The following is a 21,703-nucleotide window of genomic DNA, read 5'->3' on the forward strand; positions in this document are numbered from 1 at the left end:
ACGTTTGGATTTTGCAGACGAGGCCGCAAAGAGGCATACTGACAGTCACGGCGCGCAAGACGTGCCGCCTAACAAGATACTAAAAGGTAAGTTCGTGAACACAATCGACAACAAAAGCGTGCAGACGAAAACATTTCGCTGGAAACGCTGGCAGCGCTGGGCCCTGGGCACGGGCTGCGCCCTGGCCGCCTACAGCGCGGCCGGCTTCTGGCTGGTACCCTACGTCATCAAAAACCAGTTACCCAAATTTGCAGAAAAAGAACTCGCGCGCCAGGCCAGCATCGCCGACGTGCGTTTCAACCCGTTTACCCTGCGCCTGGAAGCGGACAAGATCGCTTTCAAGGAAGCGGCCAGCGCAAACAATGCTCCGCTGCTGTCCATCGGCGCCCTGGCCGTGCAGCTGGAATGGAAATCCATCGTCCGCCGCGCCTGGAGCCTGGCGGAAATCCGCATCACGGCGCCGCAAGCGCAGCTGACGATCACGCCGGACGGCAAGTTCAACCTGGCCGAAGTGCTGGCCACCTGGCAACGCAACCATCCGGAAAAGAGCGAAGGCGGCATGCCGCGCCTCGTCATCGCCCACTTTGCACTGGAGCAAGGCAAAGTCGACTGGCAAGACCAGAAGGCCGGCTATGCGGACAACTTCACGCCGATCAACTTTACGCTCGATAATATCTCCACCCTGCCCGACGCCAACGGCAGCTACAGCCTCAGTGCCGATGCGGCGCGCGGCGGCAAGCTGCACTGGCGCGGCACGGCCTCGCTCAGCCCCATCCGTGGCGAGGGCGAACTGATACTGAACGACGCTTCCCTGCCCGGCCTGGCCGCGTATTTGAAAGCCTATACGCGCGCGACTGTCGCCAGCGGCAAGCTGTCGGCGCGCCTGCCCTACGCTTTTTCCTATGCGGATGGCAAGCTGGAAGCGACCGTCAAAGGCGCCGGCCTCGCCTTGCGCGACCTGGCGCTGGTACAAAGTGGCAAGAGCGACGCCTTTACGTCGCTGAACACTTTGGGTATCGCCGGCGTGAACGTGGACCTGGCGCGCCAGAGCGTTACGGTCGACAAGGTCAACCTGGTTGGCGGCAAGGTCGCCGTGCGCCGCGACAGCAAGGGCGAGATCGATGTGGCAAACCTGATGCTGCCGGGTAATCCCGCACCAGCAGCATCGGCCGCCGCCACGCCCGCCGCACCAGCCAAGCCTGGCAAGTGGAAGGTAGACTTGAAACAGCTGGCGCTGGCCAATGTGGACGTGTCCGCCATCGATGAAACCGTCTCGCCGGCCTTGCAGCTGAGCGCCAGACAGCTGCAGCTGAATTTGCAACTGGGCTTGCAGCAAGGGCCATCGGGCATGGCCACCGTCATCGATGGCGCACAGTTCGGCCTGGCCGACCTCACCATGCAACGGGGCGCGCAAACGCCGTTCAAGCTGGCCCAACTGGGCTTCACCGGCGGCAAGATCGACCTGGCCGCGCACACTGTGCACCTGGGCGCCGTGACGGCCAGCGGCGCGCAGATTGACCTGGCGCGCAACCGCCAGGGGGAATTTGCGATTGCGCAAAAGCTGCCCGTGTTTGCCTCCAGCAAGGCCCCCCCTGCCAAGGACGCGCCATCCGCGCCCTGGTCCACCAAGATAGACAAGGTAGATCTGAGCAAGTTCGGCGCCCGTTTCGATGACGCGGGCACGGGCATCAAGGTCAATGTGCAAGATGCCCGTTTGTCGCTGCAAGACGTCAGCAACGACATGAAACAGGCGCTGCCGTTCGAGCTGGGCGTGGGCCTGCGCGAAGGCGGCCTGTTGACAGCCAATGGCAAGTTCGTGCCGGGCACGGGCGCCGTCGATGCGCAGCTGAATTTGAAACAGCTGACCCTGGCGCCCGTACAACCATTGCTGGCGCAGCATATCAAACTGAAACTGGCAAGCGGGTCGCTCTCCGGCAGCGGCCGCCTGACGACGGGCGGCGGCGCGCCGAAAGCGCCCAAGGTCCGCTATGTGGGGGGCGTCGATATCGCCGGCCTCGTGCTCAATGAAACGGATGGCAAACGCTTTGCCTCATGGAAAAGCGTGCGCGCCGACAAGATGACGGCCAGCGTGGGGCCCGACTTTATCGACATCCCCGAACTGCGCGTGGTCGAACCGAACGCCCAGCTGATCATCGAAAACGACCGCAGCCTCAATGCCCAGCGTTTGCTGGTCAAGGCGCCCGAGCCTGCCATGGCCACGGCCCCCGCTCCTGCGGCCTCCGCCACGCCGGCGGCCGACGCCGCCTTCCCCGTGCGCGTGCGCCGCGTGCGCCTGCAAAACGCCAAGCTGGACTTTGCCGACCTCAGCTTGCGGCCCCAGTTCGCCGCCAAGATCTATGAACTCAATGGCGTCGTCACGGGCCTGTCGACGAAACGCGATGCGCGCAGCCAGATCGAACTCGATGGCCGCATCGACGAATTCGGCCTGGCCCGCGTGCGCGGCCAATTAAATCCGTTCGCCCCGACCGACAACACGGACTTGAACGTCGTCTTCAAGAATGTCGACATGGTGTCCGCCTCGCCGTACACGATGAAGTTCGCCGGCTACAAGGTGGCAGAAGGCAAGATTTCGCTGGACTTGCAATACAAGGTGCGCAACCGCCAGCTCGACGGTACCAACCAGATCGTGCTCGACAAGCTGACCCTGGGCGAACGCATCGACAGCCCGGACGCCTTGAAGCTGCCGCTGGAACTGGCGCTGGCCATCCTCAAGGATAGCGACGGGCGCATCGACCTCGGTTTGCCCGTGTCGGGCGACATGAACGACCCGCAATTCAGCTATGGCGCCCTGATCTGGAAAGCCGTGGGTAATGTGCTGACGAAAATCGTCACGGCGCCGTTCCGCGCGCTGGGCAACTTGCTCGGCATCAGTGCCGACAAGCTCGAAGCTATCGACTTCGACGCGGGTAGCGCCGTGCTGCTGCCGCCTGAGCGGGAAAAACTCAAGCAGGTGGCGCAAATCCTCGCCAAGCGCGAACAGCTGAAGCTGGCCGTACCTGGTCAGTACAGCGACACGGACGCGGCCGCCCTGCGCGCCCAGGCCGTGCGCCGCGCCGTCGCCGCCAAGGCCGGCATCAAGCTGGAAGCGGGCGAAGAACCGGGACCGTTGAACTTGGGCGAACGCAAGATACGGGGCGCCCTGCGCGACCTGTACGGCGAACGCTTCGGGAAGGCCGAGCTGGACAAGCAGAAAAAGGCGGCGGAATCGGCCGCTCCTGCCACAGCGGCCGCATCAGCTGACGCATCGGCTCCGGCAAAAATCCCCGTATTCCAACGCTTGGGCAAGCTGATCGAAGGCGAGCCGCAAGTGGCCGACACGGGCGCCTTCTACAAGGGCTTGCGCGAGCAGCTGGAAGCTAAGCAGCCCCTGGCTGCCGACGCCTTGAGCAAGCTGGGCACCCAGCGCAGCGCGGCGATTCTGGCCGCCCTGCAGCAGGACGGCACGCCTGCGGCCAGGGTCAGCGCCGGTGCGCCGGAAAAAACGGAGGCCGCGCCGGGCAAGCTGGTGGGACTGAAACTGGGATTGGCGGCGCAATAAAATCTGGGGTCAGACCCGTCGGGTCTGACCCCGGCTCTTTGCTGTGGGCTCCAAGCATCCCGCAGCATGCACATTAAGCCCTTTACTTTTTCTTCTCCACAGCCTCATCCGGCAACGCAAACGCCACCAGGCTATCGCCCATCTTCGTGCCGAGCGAACCATGGCCGCCGGCCATGACGACGACATATTGCTTGCCCGTCTTGTCGGAGACATAGCTCATCGGCGTGGCCTGGCCGCCGGCAGGCAGGCGGGCTTTCCATACGGTCTTGCCATTGCGCACGTCGTAGCCGCGGATGTAGTAGTCGAGCGTGCTGCTGAGGAAGGCCACGCCGCCGCCCGTGGTGCTGATGCCGCCCAGGCTGGGCACGCCCAGCGGCAAGGCGATGGGCACGGGGGCGCTGTCGCGCGTGGTGCCGTTCTTGTGCATCCACACTTTTTTCATGGTGCGCAAGTCGACGGCGGCGATATAGCCCCACGGCGGCGCCTGGCACGGGAAGCCCAGCGGCGAAAGAAAAGGCTTGATTTCCACGGCAAACGGCACGCCCGTCTGCGGCTGCAAACCCATTTCCGATCCCGTGCCGCCCTTCGCATTGGCTTGCGCGCGCGGCACCAGGCGTTCCAGAAAGCCCATGTAATCGGGGTTCACCAGCAACAATTGCCGGCCCGGGTCGATGGCCGCCCCGCCCCACTCGAAGATACCGAGCGGGCCCGGCGAGATGATGGCCCCCTTGATCTTGCCTTCGGCCACCGTTTGCGGCGTGAACGGCCCTTCGTAGCGGTGCTGGCGGAAGATGATGCGGCACGCCAGCTGGTCGAACGGCGTCGTGCCCCACATATCTGTTTCGCTGATGTTTTTCTCGGGCAGGAAAGTGAGGGCCGAAAACGGCTGCGTGGGCGACAGGCGGTCGCCGGGAGCCGGGTTGTTCGTCGGCACCGGTTTTTCCGGCGCCGGCACGACCAGGCTGCCGTCGCGCCGGTCGATCACATAGATGTCGCCCCGTTTCGTCGTGGCCACGACGGACGGCACTTTGCCTTTCGGCGTGTCGATGTCGACCAGGGTGGGCTGGCCGCCGATATCCATGTCCCAGATATCGTGGTGCACGGTCTGGTAAACCCAGCGCACCTTGCCCGTCGCCAGGTCCAGCGCGACGATGGCGCTATTGTATTTTTCGCCATGGGGATTGCGGTTGCCGCCCCACGTGTCCGGCGTTTCATTGCCCATCGGGATGTACACCATGCCCAGTTTTTCATCGATGCTGGACACGCCCCAGGAATTGGGCGAGTTGTTGGTGTACGTCTTGCCGTCGGCAATCGGCGCCGTGTCGTCGGGGTTCGAGGCATCCCAGTTCCACATCAGCTTGCCAGTGACGGGATCGTAGCCGCGGATCACGCCCGACGGTTCTTCCGTGGAAAAGTTATCGGTGACGCTGGCGGCCATCACCACCACGTTTTGCGCCACGGCCGGCGGCGACGTCGGCATCAAAAAGCCCCGCTTCTTCATGCCCATGCCGTGGTACAGGCCGATCACCCCGTTTTCGCCAAAGCTTTTGCAGGCTACGCCCGTGTCGGCGTTGACGGCGATCAGGGTCGCATCCATGGTGGGCGCGAGGATGCGGCGCGGGCATTCCATGCCGGCCGCCTCCGGTGCCGGGTCGCCCTTGGCGCGGCCCGCGTTGACGTCCCAGTAGGCGACGCCGCGGCAGATCATGTGCTGGTAGGTCGATGCGTCGCGGTTGATTTTCGGATCGTGGCGCCAGATCTCCTTGCCCGTGTCCGGATCGAGCGCGATGACGATGTTATGCGGCGTGCACAGGTACAGCATGCCGTTCACTTTCAGCGGCGTGACTTCGTTGGCAATCTCGCCCGGATCGTTCGGACCCTTGAAGTCGCCCGTGTTGTACACCCATGCCTGTTTCAGCTGCGACGCGTTGGCCGGCGTGATCTGCGCGGCCGGCGCATAGCGGTCGCCATAGCCGGAACGGCCATACGCGGCCCAGTCGTTGGGCGCCACGCCGGGCGCGAAATCGCCTTGCGGCGCGGCTGCCATGTTCTCGGCCGGCACTTCGCCATGCAAGGTGTAGTAGTCCTGAAATAGCGAGAACACGCCCACGGCGGCCGTCAGTACCACGGCGGCGGCCAGCGCGCTCTTGCCCGCGTCGCGCGGTTTCGCTCCGGCCGTCAATGGCGGATCGAGGCGGCGGTCGACGAAGGGCAGCAGCAGCCAGACGGCGGCGGCGAACCAGATATCTAGGCGCGGCAGCAGTTGCCACCAGTCGAACTTCACTTCGATCACGGACCAGATCAGGGTGGCGAACAACAGCAGCGCGAGAAACAGCTGGGCGCTGCGCCGCCCCTTCCACACGAGTGCGCCCGCGACGAGCATGCCGATGCCGGCCACGACGTAATACCAGGAACCGCCCAGGCTGACGAGCCAGGCGCCGCCGCCGGCAAGTGCCAGGCCCAGCAAGATGAAGATGACTGCGGTGATGACAAGCAAGGGTCCAGGCCGGGCAGAGGCAGTCATGATGCTCCTTTACAAGAGTCAGTCGGCGGCACGCGCCTGCGCACCGTATTTGATGGCAATCAAGGAATTCCATTTTTTCACTAATCGGCAAAGCGTGCCACACGCCAGAAGGCCAGGTACACGCCGTGTGGCTTTTTATACACGGCCTTACCGTCCAGCCCGCTATAAGCATATGTTTTCAATGAAAATCATTGAATAAATTAATTCAACAACAAATTTCTCGAATAAAACGAATTTTTATCGTAAAATGGAAAAACCACCCAAGCCAAACATTTTTCTTGAATTTCACTTCATTGGAGCGGCGCCCATCATGACCATCGCTAAACGGCTGTACGCCTTGATCCTCTCCGTCGTCCTCGGGCTGGCCGCCCTGGCGGGCTTTGGCATCTACCAGATGGACCGCGTGTACACGGCGGCCAGCTATGCCACTGTCAACACGGTACCCAGTCTGCTCACCTTGAACGAGGCTTTTGTGCCGTTCGCGCAGATGCGCACGGCCGTCTGGCAGCACATGGCCAGCAAGGATGCGACCGGACGCGCCAAGCTGGAAGCGGGCATCGGGGAAGCGCGCGCGGCCGTCGGTAAGGCGCTCGACCAGTATGAAAAAGAAGATATCACCGATGAACAGGACCGCGCGCTGCTGGCCGCCGACCGCGCCGTGCTGCTGCGCTACGATGAAGTGCGCGACAAGGTGCTGGCGCTGTCGAAGGCCGGTGAACTGGACGCGGCGCGCGACTTGCTGGTGCAAAACCAGCCCATCATCAAGGAACTGGTCGACGCCCTCGCCGCCCACCACCGCTACAACGCAAACCTGGCGGCCAAAGGTGCGGCCGATGGCGCCGCCGCCGCTGCCAGCGCGCGCTGGATTGCCATCGGCCTGGCCCTGGCCGTGACGGCGCTCGTAGCCAGCATGGGCCTGCTGCTGGCGCGGCGCATCGCCGCCTCGCTGGCCGACGCCATCGGCGTGGCCCGCACCATCGCGGACGGCGACCTCAGCGTGCAGGTCCGCGCCACCTCGAACGACGAGGTGGGCCAGCTGATGCAGGCCATGGCGGACATGAGCGCGAGCCTGGTGCGCATCGTGGCCGAAGTGCGCTCCGGCACGGACAGCATCGGCACGGCCTCGGGCGAGATCGCGTCCGGCAACCTGGACCTGTCGGCGCGGACGGAACAGCAGGCGGGCTCCCTGGAAGAAACCGCCTCGGCCATGGAAGAACTGACGGCCACCGTGCGGCAAAACGCGGACAATGCCCGCCAGGCCCAGCAAATGGCCATCGGCGCCTCGGACAAGGCGCAACGGGGCGGGCAAGTGATGGGCGACGTGATACGCACGATGGAAGCGATCGACAGCGCGTCGAACAAGATCGCCGACATCATCGGCGTCATCGACGGCATCGCCTTCCAGACCAATATCCTGGCCCTGAACGCGGCCGTGGAAGCGGCGCGCGCCGGGGAACAGGGACGCGGCTTTGCCGTCGTGGCCACCGAAGTGCGCAACCTGGCGCACCGTTCGGCCGCGGCCGCCAAGGAAATCAAGGTACTCATCAGCGACTCCGTGGAACAGGTGGGCCAAGGCGGCAAGCTGGTCCAGCAGGCCGGCGCGGCCATGACGGAAGTGGTCGACACGGTACGCGGCGTTACCGACATCGTCAGCGAAATCTCGGCCGCCAGCGTGGAGCAAAGCACGGGCATCGAGGAAATCAACCGCGCCATCACGCAGATGGATGAAGTCACGCAGCAGAACGCGGCCCTGGTCGAAGAAGCGGCGGCGGCATCGCAATCGCTGCAGGAGCAGGCAGCCAGGCTGGCCGGCGTGGTGGGCGCCTTCAAGCTGGCGCAGGGACAGGCCGGCGGGGCGCCGCGCGCGCCTGCCGCGCCGCGGCCCGCGCCGCACAAGGCGACGCTCAAGCTGGTCGCCACGCGCCCGGCAGGGCAAGCCAGGAAAGCGGCGCCGGCCGCCGCCGATTCGGGCGACTGGGACGTATTTTAGGTCCGCCATCACACAGGATCACTCGCATAGAACGCACTGGAGCACTGCCATGAACTCCTTTCTCGCCATTCACCCCTTCCTTCGCTGCGAAGACCTCTCGCTGATGCGCCCGGCGCTGGCGCTGGCAGGCCTGCTGTTGCTGCTGGCCGCGCTGCTCTGGCGCCGCACCCGCTGGCAGCAGGCCGACCGCACACAGGCCGCCGGCGCGGCACCGGCCGATCTGCATGCGCTGCTGCAAATGCGCAAAGCGGTCCCGCCGGCCAAGGCGGCTGACAGCGCACCACCGTCGACAGCGCCCAAGACACCGGACACGCCGCCATTCGACGCGGCCCGCCTGGACGCCATGTTCGGCCACGACCGGCGCCTGCAGGGCGAGATCCTGGCCCTGTTCGTGGCCGAGACGCGCGACCGCCTCGCCGGCATCGCCCATGCGCTGCGCTGCGAGCGGGCCGCCCCGGCAAGAGTGCTGGCACAGGAAATTCTCGACGGCAGCCAGTCCATGGGCCTGCTCCCATTGCAGGCGCTGTCGCGCCAGGCCGTGCATGCGGGCTTTTCCAACGATATCGGCGCCCTGCACCGCCTGCATGCGGAACTGCTGATGGCGCTTGATGCGCTGTCGCAAGCCGTCACGGCCCTGCAGACGGCGGGCACGGCGCAGGCCGATGACTGCAACGGCGTAGGAAGCCGGCCATGAGCGCGCACATCGACCTGGCGTGCCTGCCCGGCGGCGCCATCCTGCCTTCTCCCGCCTGGCGGCGCCACTGGCTGGCCACCTTGTGCCAGCAGCAGGTGGCGCTCGATGAACTGGCGGAACAGCTGGGCTGCGATCCGGCCATGACCGGCAAGCTCATCGGCCTGGCGAATGCGGGCGTGCCGCCGGGCGGGCGCAGGCATGCGGCCGTCAGCGCCGCGATGCTGGCGGCCATCGGCCTGCCCGCCCTGCGCCAGGCGTGCGCCACTCCGGCCCCGCCAGCGCCCACGTGCGCGCACTTCGACGCGCAGCGCTACTGGTCGCACTCGCTGGCCATGGCGTGCGCCGCCCGTGTGGCCGGTGACGCGCTGCAGCTGGCGCCGGCCGATGAGCTGTACAGTTGCGGCTTGCTGGCCAACTGCGGCCAGCTGGCCCTGGCCACCGTGCATCCGCAGGAATATGGAGAACTGCTGGGCCAGTACGGCAATGGCGTCACGGCCCGGCTGCTGGGCGAAGAATCGCAGCGCTTCGGCCACCACCAACTGGCCCTGTCGGCCATCCTCATGCGGGACTGGGCCATGGCGGACATCCTGTGCGACGCCGTGCTCTGCCATGCCGCGCCGCCCGGCTTCGGACGGGCCGGGCGCATGACGGACCTGGCGAAGCTGCTGAAGCTGGCCAGCAGCTTCGCCGACCTGATACTGCGCAACGGCGCGGGGCCGCGCGAGTCCGCCCTGGCCACGGCGCGGGTACTGGGCCTGGACGCAGGCCACATGGAAACCCTGCTACGCCACAGCAATGCGGAGTGGAGCGAATGGCGCGATATCCTGGAACCGCACAGCCATGTCGCCCCCTGCCGTACGCGCACGCGGGTCCGGCCAGCCGCACGCCAGGTTTTTAGTGAATTCATCTAATTCGTTGAAATTGATTTTTTGAGCCCGATTGCGTATCATTCCCATCAACTTCATCGCGACCATAAAGCCCATTATGCACACTGCAGACGTCTGCACCACCCAAAAGGCCGCCGAAATCCTCGGCATCTCGGTCACCTCAGTGCAGCAACTGGTCGAGGCCGGCGTGATCGAAGCGTGGAAGACCAAGGGCGGCCACCGGCGCATTCCCCTCGCGGCCGTCGAAGCCTACAAGGGCAATCCCGGCCAGCCGGGACAGGACCAGCGCGCGGCGCGGGCCAGCCGCCCCGCCCCATCGGGCCGCCCGCCGTCCATCCTGGTGATCGAAGACAATCCGATCGAGCGCGCGCTGTATGAAAAGCAGATCGGTTCATGGGGCTTGCAGGCGGACTTGCGCTTTTGCGAGAACGGCTATCAGGCGCTGATGGAAATCGCCCGCGACCAGCCCGACATCCTGCTGGCCGACATCGTCATGGAAGGCATCGACGGCTACGAAGTGATCCGCACCATCCTGGCCGACCCGCTGCTGGCGGACATGCACATCGCCATGCTGTCGAGCCTGACGCAGGAAGAGCTGCAAGAACGGGGCGGCGTGCCGCCCGGCGTGGTGTTCTTTGCCAAGCCCGTCAATTACGACGAGCTGCGCGGCTATCTGCGCGCCTGCTGCGCCGGCCATGCGCGGCGCAACAGCCTGGCCGCCTGACCCGCCACCGATTTCCCCTCGCCACGGAGCCGCCATGCCAGTCTATCGCCACATCGATCCTGCCGTGCTGTTCCACGCCACCGGCCACGACCTGGAGATGTTCCGCGCCCTGTCGCAGACCTACCTCGACACGTCGCCGGCCATGTTTGCGCGCGTCGAGCAGGCCGTGCGCGGCGGTGCGGCGCAAGCCATCGTGCATAGCTGCCATACCTTGCGCGGCACCGTGGCCCTGCTGGGCGCCGGCGCCCTCGTGGCGCGCCTGGCGGCACTCGAGCAGCTGGTGCGCCATCAGGGCGTGGCGGCACCGGACTGGCTGGCCGAAACGGCGGCGCTGATCGGCGCAGTGGAGCAGGAAGTACGCCGCAGCATGCGCGAATACACGGGCGCGCAGGCATGAACGCGCGCCAGGCCGTCCTGCGCCTGGTGCACCACTATCGGCCGCGCACCACGGCGGCCATCGTGGGCCTGGTACTGGTGGGCCTGCTGGCGCTGCGCATCGTCGTCTCCGGCGTGGTGCTGCACCGCGAAGCCGTCGATGACTGGAAACAGGACCTGTCCAACCTGTCGCTGCTGCTGGCGGAAAACACGGCGCAGAGCATGACGGCGGCCAGCCTGGTGCTCGACAGCGTCAGCAGCGAGATCGAGGCCGCCGCCCCTGCGGACGCGCAGGCGCTGGCCGCCGCCGTCGGCACCCCGGCCATGCACCAGATGCTGCGGCACAAGATCGGCGGCGTGCCGCAAGTGGACGTGGTATCCATCGTCGGCAGCGATGCCAGCGTGCTGGCCTTCAGCCGCGCCTTTCCCGCGCCGTCCATCCACCTCGACGAGCGCGACTACTTCGAATATCACCGGCGCCACCCGCACGGCGGCATGCATGTGAGCGCGCCCGTGCAAAACAAGGGCAATGGCGCCTGGACCTTCTATATCAGCCGGCGCATCAGCGGGCCGGACGGCCGTTTCCTGGGCGTGGTGCTGGTCGGCCTGTCGTGCGATTTCTTCAGCAAATTCTTCCAGAGCACCAGCATCGGCGAACACACGGCCTTTTCCCTGTACCGCAGCGACTACACGCTGCTGGCCCGCTGGCCGGCCGTGCCCGCCATGATGGGCAAACGCAACCTGACGGGCAGCACCTACCGCCTGCTGGAACAGGGCAAGACCGACGGCGTGCTGCAGGTGGACTCGCCGCGCGCAGCCGAGCAGGGCCGCCCGGTCAAGCGCCTGGCCGGCATACGGCTGGTGCGCGACTATCCGCTGGCCGTCAACGTCACCGTGACGGACGAGGTCTACCTGGCGGGCTGGCGGCGCATGCTGCGCACCATGGGCGGCGCGGCCGTCGTCAGCCTGCTCGTGCTGGCCGGGGCCATCGCGCTGATCATGTCCCTGCTGCGGCGCCAGGAACACGAGGCGGCTCTGCCCGTGGCGCTGGCGCCGCGGACGCCGGCCGCCACATCGCCGGAGCCGGAGACAGCAGCGCCATCCGAATCCACACCCGCGCCCGCGCCTGCACCAGCGCCGGAATCCGCCCCGGAACCGGGCGCGCGCATCCTGCTGGTCGAGGACACGGCGCTGAACCGCCAGCTCGTGTGCCTGCAGCTGGGATCCCGCGGCTACAGCATCGACACGGCGGAGAACGGCGCGCTGGGCCTGCAGGCGCTGGCCGAACGGCAGTACGACCTGGTGCTGATGGATTGCATGATGCCCGTCATGGACGGCTACCAGGCGTGCGAGGCCCTGCGCGTCCGCGAAGCGGCCAGCGGCGCGCCGCGCCTGCCCGTCATCGCCCTCACGGCCGGTGTCACCGAGGACGACCGGCAGCGCTGCGTGGCGGCCGGCATGGACGACTACCTGTCCAAGCCGTTTACGGCCGCCCAGTTGCGCGACATGGTCGAGCGCTGGCTGACGCGCCAGGCGGCGACGCGCTAGCCGCCAGGGCCAGCGCTCAATACAACACTTCCCGCATAAAAATCATTTTATTCGATAAATTCAATTATATTCACTATAATTGATAAATCACGCACAGAATGAAAACCCTCGCGGAGGCAGCATGCAACAGCACAGATACCGGAAGGCCATGACCTGGCAGCGTTGGGAGCGCTGGGATGCGCGCACCCTGCTGTCGCTCTTCATGGCCGTGCTGCTGGCGGGGCTGTGGAGCATCACCGTGCTGCAACTGCGGCACGCCTACGACAGTGCCATCGCCGGCGCCGGACGCGATGCGCGCAGCATGGCGCGCGTCTTCGACGAGCATGCGATCCGCACGATCGAGGCGGCGGACCAGGCGGCCACGTATTTGCGCAGCCGCTACCAGGTGCTGGGTAGCGGCCTCGACATCGTGACGGACCTGCGGCAAGGCCTCAGGCCCGGCCCCCTGTACAACCTGTTTACCATCGTCGACGAACAAGGCGACATGGTGCTGTCAAGCCGCCCCTTCCAGCCGACCAACCTGGCCGACCGCGAGCACATCCGCGTACACATGCAGCGCGATAGCGGCGAACTGTATATCAGCAAGCCCGTGCTGGGCCGCGTATCGCAAAAATGGTCGATCCAGCTGACGCGCCGCATCAACCATGCCGATGGCCGGTTCAAGGGCGTGGTGGTGGTCTCGATGGATCCGTATTACTTTACCCGCCTGTACGACGAAGTCGACCTCGGCGACAACAGCTCCACCGAGCTTGTCGGCAGCGACGGCGTGGTGCGCGCGCGCCGGGTCGGCGCCGCCGACACCATCGGCCAGGATATCGGCGCCAGCAAGGTATTTTCCTTGATGCAAGGTAAAACGCGGGGCGGCTTCACCGAACGCAGCCCCGTCGACGGCATCGTGCGCTTTTACGCATTCGAAAAACTGGCCGGCTACCCGCTGTACATGCTGGTCGGGCTGGACCGCGACACGGTATTGGCCGACTACGTCTCGCGCCGCAACCAGGCCTTGCTGATGGCGGCCGTCACGAGCTTGCTGATCGTGCTGTCGTGGGCCGCGCTGGTGCTGCTGATCGGCCGCCTGGTCGACAGCCGCGCCAGGGCCATCGCCGCCAGCGAAGCCAAGTCGCGCTTCCTGTCGAACATGTCGCATGAATTGCGCACGCCCCTCAACGGCATCCTCGGCTTCTCCGAGCTGCTGCAAGAGCAGCTGCGCGAGCCGGAACAGGCCGCCTATGCACAAACGATACAGGACAGCGGCCGCCAGTTGCTGTCCATGGTCGAGGCGGCGATGGAATTGAGCGCGCTCGAGCACGACCAAGTCCGGCTGGAGTCCGCCGCCGCGCCATTGGACCAGTTGCTGGAACTGGCGCTGGCGCCGCACCGGCCGCGCGCGGCGCACAAGGGCTTGCAGCTGGCCGCGCAAGTGGCGCCCGCCACGCCGTCCAGCATCGATTGCGACCGCACCCGCCTCGTGCGCGTGCTCGACATCCTGCTCGATAACGCCATCCGCTATACGGCCGCCGGGCGGGTCGACGTGCACGTCACGCACAGCGGCGCGGACCTGCAGATCGAGGTGCGCGATACGGGCATCGGCATCGCGCAGGCGCAGCAGGGCCTCATCTTCGACAAATTCTCGCAGGCCGACGACTCGCCGAGCCGCGCCCATGACGGCGCCGGCATGGGCCTGGCCATCGCGCGCCAGCTCGTCGCGCTGATGGGCGGCAGCATCGGCGTCGCATCCGCGCCGGGCCAGGGCGCCGTCTTCCGCCTGCGGCTGCCGCTGGGCGGCAAATTGACCACACTATCACATGCATAGTTGCGCCAGTTGTGCGCAAAAGTTGTTCTCCATCCCTATCGGGTATAGCATCGCCACATGAGCTATCACACAGAGGCGGCGGCGTTGCGCAGACGATGGATCGAGTGGCTGTTCCTGCTTCTCGGGCTGCTGATCGTCGCTGCCGCCCTCGCCTACGCGCACCTGGCCGAAGCGACGCGGCATGACGAGGCCGAGCGCGAGCGCCTGAGCGTGCTGACGGCGCTGTTGGCAAAAAACATCGAAGTCGACCTGGCGGCGACCAACCTGGTGCTCGGCGGCGTGATCCGCGACTATCTGGCCGCCGGCCCCGCACCGGACGCCGGCCAGGCGCTGCCGCGGCGCCTGGCCGCGCTGGTCGACGCCATGCCGGGCGTGCGCACCATGCTCGTCATCGATGCGCAAGGCAAGGCGGTCGCCACCAACATCACGGAACTGGCAAACCAGGATTTTTCGCGCCGCGGCTACTTCCAGACGGCGCGCGACGCCCCCGACGCGCGCATGCTGTACATCTCGGCGCCCTTCCATTCCTTCAAGGGCGACCTGGTCATCACGGCATCGCGCATGGTGCAGGACAAACAGGGCCGCTTTGCCGGCGTGGTGGTGGCCACCTTCGCCCCCGAATACTTCACGGCCAAGTTCCATACCGCCATGTACGCTCCCGACGTGTGGGCCGTGGTGCTGCATGGCGACGGCCAGCAGTTCCTCAACTACCCGGCCAGGACTGCCAATGGCGGCAATATGGACGTCCCCGGCAGCTTCCTGCGGCGCTTTCGCGACAGCGGCTACCAGGCGGGTGTCCTGAGCGGCGTCGAGATTGCCGGCGCCGGCGCCCACACCGCCCCCCGCATCATGGCCATGGCGACCATCGCCCCCACGGCCCTGCACATGGACCGCGCCCTGATCATCGGCCTGAGCCGCGAAGAAGCGGCCATCGCCGCCCCGCTGCGGCGCCAGGCGCTCGGCTACGTCCTCTCCTTTGCCGTGCTGGCGCTGGCCGCGGCCAGCCTGCTGTTCTGGAGCCAGCGGCGGCGCCGGCAGCAGGCCGCCTGGCATGCGGAACAGGAAAGCGAGCGCCAGGCCATGCAGGCCGTGTCCGACAGCGAAACGCGCTTTCGCACCCTGATCGAAGATGCGCCCGTGGCCATCGCCATCCTGCGCCACGGCCACTTCATCTATTCGAATCCCCGCTACCGCAATCTGCACGGCTACACGATGGAAGACAATCTGAACGGCCTGCCCTGGTCCGCCATGATTTCCCCGCCATCGCTGGCGGCGCTGGCCGCCAACGAAGCGCTGATCGAGGCCGATTCGCCCAGTGAACAGGTGTTCGAGGCCGTCGGCCTGGGCAAGCAGGGCCTGCCCGTGCCCATGTTCAAGACCACCACGCGCGTGCTGCTCAAGGATGGACCGGCCACCCTGATCTTTGCCCAGGATATCTGCGCGCAAAAACAGGCCGAAGAGGCCATGCTGCTGGCGCGCGACGCGGCCGAAGCGGCCAACCGCAGCAAGGCGGAATTCCTCGCCAACATGAGCCATGAAATCCGTTCGCCGCTCAACGCCATCCTCGGCATGGCCTGGCTGCTGGAACGCGACGGCCTCGATGGCGAGGCGCTGCAGATGGCGCGCAAGATCCGCGCCGCGGGCCAGTCGCTGCTGGGCATCATCAACGACGTGCTCGACGTGTCGAAAATCGAGGCGGGCCACATGACCATCGAACAGGCGCCGTTCCGCCTGGCCGACGTGATCGAGAAGATCGCCGCCAGCATGGGCGTTGCCGCGCATGACAAGCCGATCGAGGTGCGCATCGGGCCGCTGCCCGACGGCGTCGACCAGGTGATGGGCGACGCGCTGCGGCTGGAACAGGTGCTGGTCAACCTGACCAGCAATGCCATCAAGTTCACGACGCAGGGCACGGTCGAGCTGACAAGCGCACTGGAAAGCCGCGACGGCGACGCCGCGGTGCTGTGTTTCAGCGTGCGCGACACGGGCATCGGCATCGCGCCCGAAGTGCAGGAGGCGATCTTTTCCGCCTTCGCCCAGGCCGACACGTCCACCACGCGCCGCTTCGGCGGCACGGGCCTGGGCCTGACCATCTGCCGCCAGCTGGTGCGCCTGATGGGCGGCTCCATGCGCCTGACCAGCGTCACGGGCCAGGGCAGCACCTTCAGTTTCACGGTGCCGCTGCAGCTGATGGCAGCCAGCGTCCCGTCCTCGCCCGACATGCAGGGCTTGCGCGTCTTGCTGGCCGATGGCAAGGCCGACACGCGCGGCGCCGTGGCCGCCGTGGCGCAGGGCCTGGGCTGGAGCGTGCATGCCGTCTCCGGCGGCCAGGCGGCGCTCGAGCATGCGCTGGCCTGTGCCGACGACGCGCGGCCCGGCGTCATCGTGCTGGCCGCGCGCATGCCCGACATGGACGGCGAAACCACGGCGCGCGCCCTGCGCGAGCACCTGCCGCCGCAGGATTGCCCCATCGTCATCCTGGCGGCCAGCGGCACGCCGGCGACAGCGCCCGCGCGCCGCCGTACGGACCCGGCCAGTCCGGCCGATGCCATCCTCAATGAACCGGTGACGGCTTCCAGCCTGTACAACGCGACGATGGAAGCGCGCCAGCGGCGCGCCGAAGCGGCCGGCCTGGACGTGGGCCTGGACGTTGTTCATGGGGCGCAGGGCGAGCGCGTGCTGGCCGGCGTGCGCGTGCTGGTGGTCGACGACAGCGACATCAACCGCGACGTGGTCAACCATATCCTGTGCGACCAGGGCGCCCTGCCCTCGTTCGCCTGCGACGGCCAGCAGGCGCTGGACTGGCTGCTGGCCCACCCGGCCGACGTCGACATCGTGCTGATGGATGTGCAGATGCCCGTCATGGACGGCTTGCAGGCGACGCGCGCGCTGCGCCAGCTGCCGCAGTTCCAGGACCTGCCCGTGGTGGCGCTGACGGCCGGGGCGTTCCAGACGCAGCGCGCGGCGGCGCTGGAAGCGGGGGTGAACCATTTCATCAGCAAACCGTTCGACGTGCCGCAGACCATTGCCCTGATCGCGCGCGCGCACCGGCGCCACGCGCAAGGGCTGCCGGCCCTGCCGCCCGTCGTCGCCGAAGCGGCGATGCCCGTGCGGGCGGGCGGCGCGGCGCCCGTGATCGACCTGGTGCAAGGCATGGAGCAGTGGCTCGATGAAGCACCCTACCGCCAGCACCTGTCGCACTTCGGCAGCACCTACCGCAACACGGTGGGCGCCATGCGCGCGCTGCTGGCGGCCGATGCACGCGCCGACGCCGCCGCGCTGGCGCACAAGCTGGCCGGCGTGGCCGGCAGCCTGGCCCTGCCCGCCACCGTGCACGCGGCCCAGCAAGCCGAACAGCTGCTGCACGCGGGCGACGATGCGTCGGCCGCCCTCGATGCACTGGAACAGGCACTGGCGCAGGCCATCGAGGCCGCCGCCGCATTCACGGCACAGACGCCGCCCGGCCAGGCGGCCGTGCCAATGACAAACCTGTCGACGTGAAATTTAGGGAGACGCCATGATCTGGTGCAGGGATTTACTGCTGAGAGCCTTCATGCTGGGCATGCTGCTATTCGTCGTGGGCGAATCGCTGTCCTACTGGGCGCCGGAAATCCGGGAACTGCTGGTCTGGCGCCCTTCCTGATACCAGCCTAGCCTTCGCGGCCATCCACCCTGGCGCGCCACAGATACGGCGCATACACGCATGCATACAGGCCAAAGGCCAGCGACCAGCAGGCTCCCGCCGCCAGCAGCAGCGGCATGGACAGCGCGGCGGGACCGACGGCGGCCAGCAGGCGCGCCAGCGCGCCCAGCTGGATCAGCCAGTACATCGCCGCTTCCGCCTTCCCGCCCTTGAGCGGCCGCCCCGTGTGGCCCAGCGTGGTGCGCGTCATCATGCCGATGATCAGGCCCGCCATCGAGCCCACCGTCAGCGCGTGCAAGGCGGCGCTGGCCGGCAGCAGGCCCAGGCTGGCGGCCGCCAACAGCGCAAAGCCGATGCCTATCCACGCATACGACAGGTGCAAAATCCACAGCAGCGGCACGCGCACCGTACGTTGCGGCTGCCAGGCCAGCAGGTTGGCAAGCGACACGCCGGCGGCGCAGAAGGCCAGCGGCGCCGTCAGCCAGGCTGGCGCGCCGGCCAGCCACGCGATCGCGGCGGCCGCCATGCAGGCCACGGCCGCCAGCGCGCGTTTCGGACTGGCCACGGGCGTGCTGCCCGGTGCGCCATTGCGCGTAAACATGGGGATCACGCGCGCGCCGATCACCGATTCGATCAGCACGATGATGAAAATGGCCGCCTGCACGGGCACAAACAGCGACAGCGGCAGCCAGCCCAGCACGGCCGCATGGAACAGGCCATTGGCCAGCGCCAGCAGGGCCAGCAAGCCGACGAGGAACAGGTTGCGCGTATTGCCCGAGCGGCGCAGCACCAGGTACAAAGGCCAGGCGGCCAGCGGCAGGAACAGCCAGTCAACCAGCGCCGGCAACAGGCCCGGGCCGCACAGCATGGCCACGCGCCCGGCCAGCCACAACGCCACCAGCGCCATCAGCTGGGCGCCGTGCGGCGTCGGCAAGCCAGTCCAGTTGCGCCCCGCCGTATAGAGGAAGCCAACGACGACGGCCAGCGCGAAACCGAACACCATTTCATGCATGTGCCAGCCCAGCCCCACCTGCAGGCCGCCCGTCAGCCAGCCCGCATAACTGGCCAGCCACAGGGGAATGCCGATGGCCGCAAACACGGCCGCCAGCAGGTAGAACGGGCGGAAACCCAGTTGCCAGACGGCGTGGCCCGCATGCCAGGGCGCGGCGCTGGCGTCGGCGGGAGGAGAAGATGGTTCGCTGATCGGGGTGATGGCCATGATGGGCTCTCTTTTAAAGATATATTCAATATACTACTTTAAAAGCGCGATGGCGGCCATCGGCAAAAAGGACTAGAAGAATGACTGGCAGCGGCCATGGGGCCGGCCCGGCGGGCCTGACCCCAACTACGCGGCTACTTGCCTTGCCGGTGCTCGACCGCGTACACGGCCGCCTGCACGCGGCTCGTGAGGTTGAGTTTTTTCAGCACGTTCTGCACGTGGATCTTGACCGTGCTTTCGGCCAGGTCGAGGGTGCGCGCGATGCCCTTGTTGCTCTCGCCGCGCGACAGGCAATCGATGATTTCCTTTTCACGCGGCGTGAGCTTGTCCAGTTCCGACACGGGTTCCTCGCGCCGCGTGCCCGCCTGCAGCTGCGCCACCAGCTTGCCCGTCATCGCTTCGGCGATGACGACTTCGCCGGCGGCAGCGCGGCGGATGGCGCGCACCAGGTAGTCGGCGTCGATATTCTTAATCAGATAGCCGCAGGCGCCCGCCCGCAGGGCCGTGGCCAGGTCTTCCGCGTCTTCGGACACGGTCAGCATGACGATGGCCGTGTCGGGGCAGTCGTGCTGCATCAGCTGCAGCGCTTCCACGCCGGACATGCCGGCCATGTTCAGGTCCAGCAGCACCACATCGGGCTGCAGCTGGATGGCACGCTTGATGCCTTCCACGCCATCGGCCGCCTCGCCCACGACGGCAAAATCCGTATGCCGCTGCAGCAGCGAGCGTATGCCGCTGCGGAACAGTGCGTGGTCATCGACCAGCATGACGGTGATCGGTTTATCGGGTGTCTCCATTTTTTTACTTTCAGGTAGTTACTCAGGCGGCGCGGCGCTGCTCGCGCGACAGATGCAGTTCGACCGTGGTGCCGCCGCCCTGGCAGGCATGCACGTCGAACGTGGCGTCGATGCGCTGCGCGCGCTCGCGCATGATATGGATGCCGACATGGCTGTCGCCCTTTTCCAGCACGGCGGCAGCGTCGAAGCCGACGCCATTATCGCTGATCGTCAGGGTAAAGTCCTGGTGATCGGCGAGGCGCACTTCGACGTGGCTGGCCTGGGCGTGCTTGCGGATATTCGACAGCGCTTCCTGCACGATGAATAATAACTGCAATTGCTGCTCGCGGGGGAACGGCGCGCCGTCCACATCGGCCAGCAGTTCGGCGTCGATGCCCGTCTGGCGGCGGAATTTGTCCACGGCCGCGCGCAGGGAGCCGATCAAATCGTCCTCCATCAGGCGGCTGCGGAAGTTGGCCAGCAATTCGCGCACGTCTTCATAGCTTTCCTTCACGCCCGCATGCAGGGCCGGCACGATGCCCGCCACCTCGTCGAAACGGGCGTTGCGCACGGAGTCGTCGAGCATCTGCACCTGCAGGTTGAGGAAATTGAGGCTTTGCGCGATGCTGTCGTGCAGGCCCTGCGCCACCAGGTTGCGCTCTTCGGAAATGGCCATTTCGCGTTCGCGCGCGGCCAGTCGCAGGTTTTCCAGCGCGATGCCCAGCAGCTGGCCCAGGGTTTCCAGCAAGGCCAGCTCGCGCGCGGAAAACACGCGCGCATGGCGGAAATGCAGGTTGAAGAAGCCCAGGTGCTGTTCGTGCGCGTGGATATGGAAGACGGAGACAGTGGCAAAGCCCTCGCGGTGGCAGCGCAGCTCGTGCGCCTTGTCGATGCGGCGCATGTCGTGCACCTTCGCCACCTTCATCTCGACGGCCGTGCCGCACAGGCAGTCGCCCACCTTCAGGCAATGCTCGGACGCCACCAGTTCCTCGGACAGGCCCGTATGCACGACCATGTGCAGGTTGCCCCGCTCGGCGTCGAGCACGCGCACGGTGGAACCGTCCGCCTCGAAATAATCGACGATGCGCTGCATGAAGCCGCCGCAGATGTCTTCCAGCGGCTGCGGGCGCTGCAGGAAAGCGGCGCTTTCGTACAGCAGCGCCAGTTCGCGGTTGCGGTATTCGAGAGTGGCCGTCTTGCTGCGCACGCCCTCTTCCAGGTTGCCGTACAGCGCCTGCAGGCGGTCGGCCATCTGGTTGAAGCCACTGGCCAGCTGGCCGAATTCGTCATTGCTTTCCACTGCCAGGCGCACGCTGAAATCGCGTTCCTTCATGCGCTGCATGCCCAGGCGCAGCCGCGTCACCGGTTCGATGATGAGCATGAACATCAGGTAAATCATGCTGACCGTGCCGATGACGGCCATGCCGACGAGGATCAGCTGCGAGGCGCGCAGCCAGAAGGTGCGCTGTTCGCTATCATGCTCGATCAGGCGCACCAGTTGATCGACCTGCCCCACGAAGGTATCGGCGTCGTGCTCGAACTGGCGCGCGCGCGCGGTGGAGTCGGCGGCCAGCGCTGCCGGGCGCAAGGCGCCGCGCCAGGCCGTGCCGATGCGTTCGAATTCGGACTTGATGGCCGTGCTGGGGGGCAGGAACAGGGGGCGCTGCGGGTCACCGTGGCCGATCTTGGCCAGGGTCTCGTCGATCAGCAGCACTTGCTGGCGCGCCTGTTCGCGCGCGTCGCTGGCAAGCAGCAGGGTCAGGCGGTAGGTCTGCATGCGCAGCCGGCCCGTCTCGTTGATGGCGGCCGAACTGCCTTCGAGCTGCCAGGACAGGAACAGGGTGCAGCCGATGGCACTCAAGGCCAGCACCAGCATGAGCAGCAGCGCGCCGACGATCTTGGTCGACAGCTTCTGCCAGGAGGAAAACATCGCCTTGAATTTCATACCGCC

General features: G+C 66.6%; 14 protein-coding genes. 10 read left to right on the plus strand and 4 right to left on the minus strand.

Annotated features, from left to right (window positions below; genetic code table 11):
- Positions 1 to 94: 94 nt before the first annotated feature.
- Entirely contained in the window at positions 95 to 3,559 is a 3,465-nt protein-coding gene (locus KO538_RS20085) for a DUF748 domain-containing protein (RefSeq protein WP_374106867.1), read from the plus strand.
- A gap of 82 nt (positions 3,560 to 3,641) precedes the next feature.
- On the opposite strand, the gene KO538_RS20090 is transcribed toward KO538_RS20085, so the two are convergent.
- Positions 3,642 to 6,083, minus strand: coding sequence for a membrane-bound PQQ-dependent dehydrogenase, glucose/quinate/shikimate family (locus KO538_RS20090; protein WP_219329435.1), 2,442 nt, complete (start codon positions 6,081 to 6,083; stop codon positions 3,642 to 3,644).
- A gap of 310 nt (positions 6,084 to 6,393) precedes the next feature.
- On the opposite strand from KO538_RS20090, the gene KO538_RS20095 reads away from it, so the two are divergent.
- The 9 genes from KO538_RS20095 (at position 6,394) to KO538_RS29460 (ending at position 17,757) form a co-directional block, all read left to right on the plus strand.
- Positions 6,394 to 8,073 carry a methyl-accepting chemotaxis protein gene (locus KO538_RS20095; RefSeq protein ID WP_219329436.1) on the plus strand — a complete coding sequence of 560 codons (1,680 nt, stop codon included), beginning with the start codon at positions 6,394 to 6,396 and terminating at the stop codon, positions 8,071 to 8,073.
- 49 nt (positions 8,074 to 8,122) lie between these two features.
- Entirely contained in the window at positions 8,123 to 8,767 is a 645-nt protein-coding gene (locus KO538_RS20100) for a hypothetical protein (RefSeq protein WP_219329437.1), read from the plus strand.
- Positions 8,764 to 9,678 (plus strand): HDOD domain-containing protein, encoded by a 915-nt coding sequence (locus tag KO538_RS20105; protein ID WP_219329438.1) that lies wholly within the window; start codon positions 8,764 to 8,766, stop codon positions 9,676 to 9,678. Before KO538_RS20100 ends, KO538_RS20105 begins: the two co-directional genes overlap by 4 nt.
- 73 nt (positions 9,679 to 9,751) lie before the next feature.
- Positions 9,752 to 10,378 (plus strand): response regulator, encoded by a 627-nt coding sequence (locus KO538_RS20110; protein WP_070306043.1) that lies wholly within the window; start codon positions 9,752 to 9,754, stop codon positions 10,376 to 10,378.
- Between the two features lie 34 nt (positions 10,379 to 10,412).
- Entirely contained in the window at positions 10,413 to 10,775 is a 363-nt protein-coding gene (locus tag KO538_RS20115) for an Hpt domain-containing protein (RefSeq protein ID WP_219329439.1), read from the plus strand.
- On the plus strand, positions 10,772 to 12,301 hold the full coding sequence (locus tag KO538_RS20120; protein WP_219329440.1) for a response regulator: 1,530 nt from the start codon (positions 10,772 to 10,774) through the stop codon (positions 12,299 to 12,301). Before KO538_RS20115 ends, KO538_RS20120 begins: the two co-directional genes overlap by 4 nt.
- A gap of 121 nt (positions 12,302 to 12,422) precedes the next feature.
- On the plus strand, positions 12,423 to 14,114 hold the full coding sequence (locus tag KO538_RS20125) for an ATP-binding protein (protein ID WP_257620465.1): 1,692 nt from the start codon (positions 12,423 to 12,425) through the stop codon (positions 14,112 to 14,114).
- A 57-nt stretch (positions 14,115 to 14,171) separates the two neighbouring features.
- Complete coding sequence (locus tag KO538_RS20130) at positions 14,172 to 17,615, plus strand: response regulator (protein WP_219329441.1); 3,444 nt, start codon at positions 14,172 to 14,174, stop codon at positions 17,613 to 17,615.
- A gap of 16 nt (positions 17,616 to 17,631) precedes the next feature.
- Positions 17,632 to 17,757: a hypothetical protein gene (locus KO538_RS29460; protein WP_257620466.1), complete on the plus strand. Its 126-nt coding sequence runs from the start codon at positions 17,632 to 17,634 to the stop codon at positions 17,755 to 17,757.
- Positions 17,758 to 17,764: 7 nt separating this feature from the next.
- Here KO538_RS29460 and KO538_RS20135 read toward each other — a convergent pair whose 3' ends face one another.
- From KO538_RS20135 to KO538_RS20145, 3 genes are all read right to left on the minus strand, one after another.
- Complete coding sequence (locus KO538_RS20135; RefSeq protein WP_219329442.1) at positions 17,765 to 18,976, minus strand: NnrS family protein; 1,212 nt, start codon at positions 18,974 to 18,976, stop codon at positions 17,765 to 17,767.
- A 134-nt stretch (positions 18,977 to 19,110) separates the two neighbouring features.
- Positions 19,111 to 19,773: a response regulator gene (locus KO538_RS20140; RefSeq protein ID WP_034751227.1), complete on the minus strand. Its 663-nt coding sequence runs from the start codon at positions 19,771 to 19,773 to the stop codon at positions 19,111 to 19,113.
- A gap of 22 nt (positions 19,774 to 19,795) precedes the next feature.
- Positions 19,796 to 21,682 carry a type IV pili methyl-accepting chemotaxis transducer N-terminal domain-containing protein gene (locus KO538_RS20145; protein WP_235194215.1) on the minus strand — a complete coding sequence of 629 codons (1,887 nt, stop codon included), beginning with the start codon at positions 21,680 to 21,682 and terminating at the stop codon, positions 19,796 to 19,798.
- Positions 21,683 to 21,703 lie beyond the last annotated feature (21 nt).

Source organism: Janthinobacterium sp. NKUCC08_JDC (assembly GCF_019345575.1).
In the GTDB taxonomy this organism is placed as follows: domain Bacteria; phylum Pseudomonadota; class Gammaproteobacteria; order Burkholderiales; family Burkholderiaceae_D; genus Janthinobacterium; species Janthinobacterium aestuarii.